This is a genomic window from Streptomyces sp. UNOC14_S4 (genome assembly GCF_020740835.1).
GTDB lineage: Bacteria > Actinomycetota > Actinomycetes > Streptomycetales > Streptomycetaceae > Streptomyces.
Map to the genome: position 1 here is coordinate 24,662 of NZ_JAINFC010000024.1, position 6,000 is coordinate 30,661.

Below are 6,000 nucleotides of genomic sequence, written 5' to 3' on the forward strand. Positions count from 1 at the left end.
CCCATCGGTTTCCTGCCGGGGCGTTCCGGAATTACCGGGATGAAACGCCAGGGCGGGGTGTCAGGACGGAACGTCGAGACGGTATGCCGTGACGGTACGTCGTGACGGCATGGGGACACCGGGTACGGCGCCGGGCAGGGGTGTGCCGGGGCGCGGTGCCGGGAGGACCGCCGGGGCATCCGGAAGCGGACGGAGAGTGTCGCTGTGTCAGGCCGCGAGCTCGTAGCGCGGCGGTCCCCGCCTGATCACGAAGTGCTGGAGCGCCGGTTCCGTCACCGGGCGCTCGTCCTCCCCGTACGTCTCCCGTACGGGGGCGGCCGGACGGCCGTCGGCGCGCTCGCGCAGCGCGCGTACGAGGCGGAGCGCGGCGCGCAGCGCCCGGACGAGCGCGGCGTCCGCGACGCCGCGGGCCGAGCGCTCCGAAAGGCCGGTCACCCGCGACAGCGCGACGTCGCCGCGCCGCAGCAGCCAGCCCAGGGTCAGTGCCGCGAGCAGGTGGCCGAGCAGCATGGGCAGCGAGGGCACCAGGGCGTCCAGCGCCGAGGGCGCGCGCATGGGCATGGGCGCCGGCATCTGCGGCACGGCTTGCAGCGGGTGCGCGGCCGGGTCGAGCCCGGCGTCCGTGATGACGCGACGGGCTTCGGCGGCCGACGCCGGGTGCGGCTGGTTGCAGATCAGCCGCGCGGCGAAGGTGATCAACCGCCCGTCGGAGGGCGCCTGTCGCGGCACCGTCCCCGCGTTCTGCTGGGCCAGCCCGAAGAGCGTGTGCAGCGCGAGCTGGCCGACGGCCAGGCCGGCGGTGATGCCCGGCAGCGAACGCTCACGTCCCGCCAGCGGCAGCACCGCGGCGAAGACCCCGACGAACCCCGCGGCGAGCGTCCACAGCGGCACGCTCGCACAGGAGGCCAGCACGTGCCCGCCCGCGGACAGCAGAACACAGACCGCGGTGAACACCGCGGCCCGGAGCAGTCGCAGATCGGCGCCGACACGCGCGACGGGAAGAGGCATGGCTGCGTCATCATCCCATCGGACTTACGTCCTCCCTACGGCAGGGGGCGCTCACCGGGGGCGCATGGGCGCACGCGCGTTCTAGGTCCATACACCGATGCACCCGGTGGGCGCATCGTCCGAATGAGCGGTCTCACACTTCCCACAGGCTTACGGGTCATCGGGGCTGGCTATACGTATCGGTATATCGAGCCGCGCCAGGAGGCTGAGCATGAGCATTTGGTGGTCACTCCATCTGCGGCGCGAGGCCGCGAGTGTTCCGCTCGCCCGGCGCCTGCTGGTCGGCACGATGGACACCGCCGGAGTCGACCCCGAGATCTCCTACGACCTGTCGGTCGCCCTCAGCGAGGCGTGCGCGAACGCGGTGGAGCACGGCGGCGACTCCTCCACCGGCTATCTGGTCACGGCCTTCATCGACGGCGACACCTGCCGTATCGAGGTCACCGACTCCGGCCCGGGCTTTCCCGAACAGCCCCGTCGTCACGACCGTCGCAGTCGGCGCACATCACCCGTGAGCAGGCAGCAGCCCCAGCCTCAGCCCACGGCCCCCGCCCATGACGAACACGGCAGGGGCCTCTTCCTTATCGAGTCGCTGACCGATCACGTCCGCGTCCACAACCGGCCGGGCCGCCAGGGGGCCGTGGTCAGCTTCGACAAGATCCTCAAGTGGAGAGAGGGCGCGGCGCTGCTGCGGGCTTCTTAGACCGGGGGTGGGGTGCCGCATCTTTTTGTGGCCGGGGCTTTGCCCCGGGCCCCTTCGCCTCTGGGGGTGCCTCTTGTGGGCCGTGCGCGGCTGCGGGCTTGTTGGCCTGTTGCGCCCGCCGGGGTGCCACCGGGGCCCGGCGGGCGGCTGCGGCCCCGGTGGGGGCTTGTCGCGCAGTTCCCCGCGCCCCTGACGGGGCGCTTCTCCGGAGCTCGTGTGGGTCCCGCCCGCGGGCGGTTGACGATATATGGGCATAGCGTGGCAATACCGGCATTCCGTAAGTCCCAGGAGAGCGCCATGCCCACTGCCCCGTCTCCTCTGCCCACGCGCACGCTCAAGGACAAGGTCGTCGTCATCGGCGGTGCGTCAAGGAATCTCGGCAGCCTCATCGCCCGGGAGCTCGCCTCGGAGGGCGCCAAGGTCGTCGTGCACTACAACAGCCCGTCCTCGAAGGAAGGGGCGGAGAAGACCGCCGGAGAGGTGAAGGCCCTGGGCGGCGAGGCGGTGGTGCACGAGGCCGACCTGAGCAAGGTGGACGAGGTCGAGGGGCTCTTTGATGTCGCGGTTGCCGCGTTCGGCAAGGTCGACTGCATGGTGAACACCGCCGGCATGGTGATCAAGAAGCCGATGACGGAGGTGACGGAAGCGGAGTACGACCGGATGTTTGGAGTCAACTCCAAGGCCGCGTTCTTCATGATGCGCGAGGCCGCCAAGCGGCTGGAGGACGGCGGGAAGATCATCACCATCGTGACCTCGCTGCTCGCGGCCTACACCGGGCTCTACTCGGTGTACGCGGGGAGCAAGGCGCCCGTCGAGCACTTCACGCGGGCACTTTCCAAGGAACTCTTCGGGCGGAACATCTCCGTCAACAACATCGCCCCCGGGCCGATGGACACCAGCTTCTTCTACCCGGCCGAGACGGACGACTCCGTGGCGTACCACAAGTCGTCGTCGATGAACGGGGAGCTGACGAAGATCGAGGACATCGTGCCGTACGTGAAGTTCCTGCTCACGGACGGGTGGTGGCTGAACGGGCAGACGCTCTTCATCAACGGCGGGTACACGACGCGCTAGCCGCTTGGCCGACCGGGTGGGGTGCGGGAGCGTTTCTTTCGGGGTGCCTACGCGTCTGCCGCTTGCTGCCGGATGGCGGCTGCCGGTCCGTTGGGGCTGGTCGCGCCCACGCGGCGGAGCCGCATATCGAAACAGCCCCGCGCCCCTGAAGGGGCGCGGGGCAGCCGTGCTGCTTACCTCTTCAGGTTCGCCATCCATGCCTCGACGTCCGTGGACGTACGCGGGAGGGCCGCGGACAGGTTCCGGTTGCCGTCCTCGGTGACCAGGATGTCGTCCTCGATGCGGACACCGATGCCGCGGTACTCCTCCGGCACCGTCACGTCGTCGGCCTGGAAGTACAGGCCGGGCTCGACGGTCAGGACCATGCCGGGCTCCAGCACGCCGTCCACGTACGTCTCGGTGCGGGCCACCGCGCAGTCGTGCACGTCGAGGCCGAGCATGTGGCCCGTGCCGTGCAGGGTCCAGCGGCGCTGGAGGCCGAGCTCCAGGGCGCGCTCGACCGGGCCCTCCAGCAGGCCCCACTCGACGAGCCGCTCGGCGAGCACGCGCTGGGCGGCGTCGTGGAAGTCGCGGAACTTCGCACCCGGCTTGACCGCCGCGATACCGGCCTCCTGGGCGTCGTACACGGCGTCGTAGATCTTGCGCTGGAGCTCGCTGTACGTGCCGTTGATCGGCAGCGTGCGGGTGATGTCCGCGGTGTAGAGCGTGGTGGTCTCCACACCGGCGTCCAGCAGCAGCAGGTCGCCGGAGCGGACCTGGCCGTCGTTGCGCACCCAGTGCAGCGTGGTGGCGTGCGGACCGGCGGCGCAGATCGAGCCGTAGCCCACGTCGTTGCCCTCGACGCGCGCACGGAGGAAGAACGTCCCCTCGATGTAGCGCTCCGAGGTGGCCTCCGCCTTGTCGAGGACCTTCACGACGTCCTCGAAGCCGCGGGCGGTGGAGTCGACGGCCTTCTGCAGCTCGCCGATCTCGAACGCGTCCTTCACCAGGCGCTGCCCGCTGATGAAGACACGCAGTTCCTCGTCCCGCTCGGCGGTGACCTTGTCGGTGAGGGCGGTCTCGATCCCGGCGTCGTGGCCGCGGACGCAGCGGACGGGGCCGGTGGCGGCGCGCAGCGCGTCCGCGAGCTCGCGGACGTCCTCGCAGGGCGCGCCGTAGAGCGTGGCGGCCTCGGTGAGGCTGTGGCGGCGGCCGACCCACAGCTCGCCCATGCCGTCGAGCCAGAACTCGCCGTTCTCGCGGTTCGAGCGCGGCAGCAGGTAGAGCGTGGCCTTGTGGCCCTCGGCGCCGGTGGGCTCCAGGACGAGCACGCTGTCCTGGGTCTGGTCGCCCGTGAGGTACACGTACTCCGTGGACGCCCGGAAGCTGTACTCGGTGTCGTTGGAGCGGGTCTTCAGGTTGCCCGCGGGGATCACCAGGCGCTCGCCGGGGAAGCGCGCGGAGAGCTCGGCGCGGCGGCGGGCGGTTTCCTGGGCCTGGGCGATCGGCTGGAGATCGCGCAGCTCGGTGTCGGCCCAGCCGGACTTCATGTTCTCGGCGAGCTCGTCGGAGACGCCCGGGTACAGGCCGTTCTTCCGCTGCTTGATGGGCTCGTCACCTTCGGGGTTCTCGGGCGCGGGCTGCTGCTCGGTCACTGCTTTCCTCCTCGGACTGGGCCGTTTCCATCGTATGTGCGAGGAAATGCAAGGAAAAGCGGTCGGGAAGCCTGCCATCGGAAGGTTTCAACGGAAGCTCGCGCAGAAGGTCGCACGGAAACGTGATCGGCTCCCACCGGGCCCGTAGACGGGACGCGGGCGGAACGCGGACGGCCGGGTGTCCGGTGTCCGCCGTGGCGGCTACCGCGCGGGCAAGATCATTCGAAGTGCGCGGCCAGCAGGACGATGTCCTCGCCGCCCTCACCGCGACCGTCACCTTCGTCATCGGCGGGCAGCACGGCCCGCAGGACGTGGTCGACGATCGCCTCGGGGTCGCGCAGCGCGGCCCGCGGGACGCTCGCCGCGGCCTTGTGCAGCCGGGCGAACGCCCGGTCCATCCGGTCGCCGGTGCGGTGCAGCAGCCCGTCGCTGTAGAAGAGCAGGGTCTCCCCGGGGCCGGGCTCCAGCTCGACGCTGGGGGCCTCCCAGCAGGCGAGCATGCCGAGCGGCGCGGACAGGGAGGTCTCCACGTACTCGGCGCGGCGCTCGCCGATGATCAGCGGCGGGCAGTGCCCCGCGCCCGCCAGTACGACCTTGCCGCACCGGCCGCCCGCGCCCGCGGACGGCTCGCAGTAGGCGAAGAGGGCGGTGGCGGTGCGCGCGGGCTCGGTCAGCCGCAGCAGGAGTTCGAGGTCGGAGAGGACGGCCACCGGGTCCTCGCCCTCCATCACGGCGTACGCCCGCAGCGAGGCCCGCAGTCGGCCCATCGCGGCGACGGCGCCGGGCCCGGTGCCCGACACCCCGCCCACGGCGAGGCCGAGCGCGCCCTCGGGGAGCGGCAGCGCGTCGTACCAGTCGCCGCCCCCGCCCGGCCCTGAGCGGTGGCGCACGGCCAGCCGGACGCCCGGGACGCGGGGCAGCCTGCGGGGCAGCAGCTCCTCGCGGAGGGTGATCACGGCCTCGCGCGCCTCGGCGAGTTCGAGGTGACGGGCCAGGTGCTCCGTGGCGTAGTCGCGGTACAGGGCGATGAGGTGCTGCTGCCGGTCGCTGGGCTCCGCGGGCTCGTCGTACAGCCACACCGCCGCGCCGATGCGCCCGGCCGCCTCGGACTCCAGGGGCACGGCGTAGCTGGCGCCGTAGCCGAGGCGTGCGGCCACCTCGCGGTGGCGGGAGGAGAGCGACTCGTCGGCGGCGATGTCCGGGTGCGCGATGCCGGTGCGGTCCCCGGCGGGCGGCAGGTCGTCGAAGAGGCGGCCGTACGGGCTGGACGAGTCGTACGAGCTGGATGGGCTGGACGGGCTGGATGAGTTGGGCGGGGCGGACGGGCCGGGCGCGTCGAGTGCGTCGAGTGCGTCGGGGTCCGGCGTTCCGGCGGGAGCGTGGGACGTCCGCCGCCGCGGGGCGGGGGACGGGCGCGGGATCGTCTCGATGTGGCCGAAGTCGGCGCGGCCCAGGCCGAGGCCCACGGTGGTGGGGCGGTCGTGGCCTGGCCCGTCGGCGGGCTGGAGGGTCACGAGGCCGCGGCGGGCGCCGACGAGCGAGGAGCCCGCGTTCAGCACCTCGTGCAGCGCGGCGTCGAGG

Annotated in this window: 5 protein-coding genes; 2 read left to right on the top strand and 3 right to left on the bottom strand. The window is 71.9% G+C overall.

Annotated features, from left to right (window positions below):
* Positions 1-207 precede the first annotated feature (207 nt).
* The gene (locus tag K6I34_RS04270) at positions 208-1,008 is read right to left on the bottom strand and encodes a hypothetical protein (RefSeq protein ID WP_229322701.1); all 801 of its coding nucleotides are present in this window, start codon (positions 1,006-1,008) and stop codon (positions 208-210) included.
* Between the two features lie 211 nt (positions 1,009-1,219).
* Here K6I34_RS04270 and K6I34_RS04275 point away from each other — a divergent pair, with 211 nt between their 5' ends.
* Together K6I34_RS04275 and K6I34_RS04280 are read left to right on the top strand one after the other, a co-directional pair.
* Positions 1,220-1,711 (top strand): ATP-binding protein, encoded by a 492-nt coding sequence (locus K6I34_RS04275; protein WP_229322702.1) that lies wholly within the window; start codon positions 1,220-1,222, stop codon positions 1,709-1,711.
* Between the two features lie 297 nt (positions 1,712-2,008).
* Positions 2,009-2,785, top strand: a complete 777-nt coding sequence (locus K6I34_RS04280; protein ID WP_229322703.1) for an SDR family oxidoreductase — start codon at positions 2,009-2,011, stop codon at positions 2,783-2,785.
* Positions 2,786-2,958: 173 nt separating this feature from the next.
* Here the strand turns inward: K6I34_RS04280 and K6I34_RS04285 are convergent, their stop codons facing one another.
* Complete coding sequence (locus K6I34_RS04285; protein WP_229322704.1) at positions 2,959-4,419, bottom strand: aminopeptidase P family protein; 1,461 nt, start codon at positions 4,417-4,419, stop codon at positions 2,959-2,961.
* Between the two features lie 218 nt (positions 4,420-4,637).
* The coding region (locus K6I34_RS04290; RefSeq protein WP_374230796.1) for a PP2C family protein-serine/threonine phosphatase at positions 4,638-6,000 on the bottom strand (1,363 nt) is incomplete at its 5' end.

Coding starts and splice junctions, on each gene's coding strand:
- K6I34_RS04270 (WP_229322701.1), bottom strand. CDS start 1,008: ATGCCTCTTCCCGTCGCGCGTGTCGGCGCCGATCTGCGACTGCTCCGG.
- K6I34_RS04275 (WP_229322702.1), top strand. CDS start 1,220: ATGAGCATTTGGTGGTCACTCCATCTGCGGCGCGAGGCCGCGAGTGTT.
- K6I34_RS04280 (WP_229322703.1), top strand. CDS start 2,009: ATGCCCACTGCCCCGTCTCCTCTGCCCACGCGCACGCTCAAGGACAAG.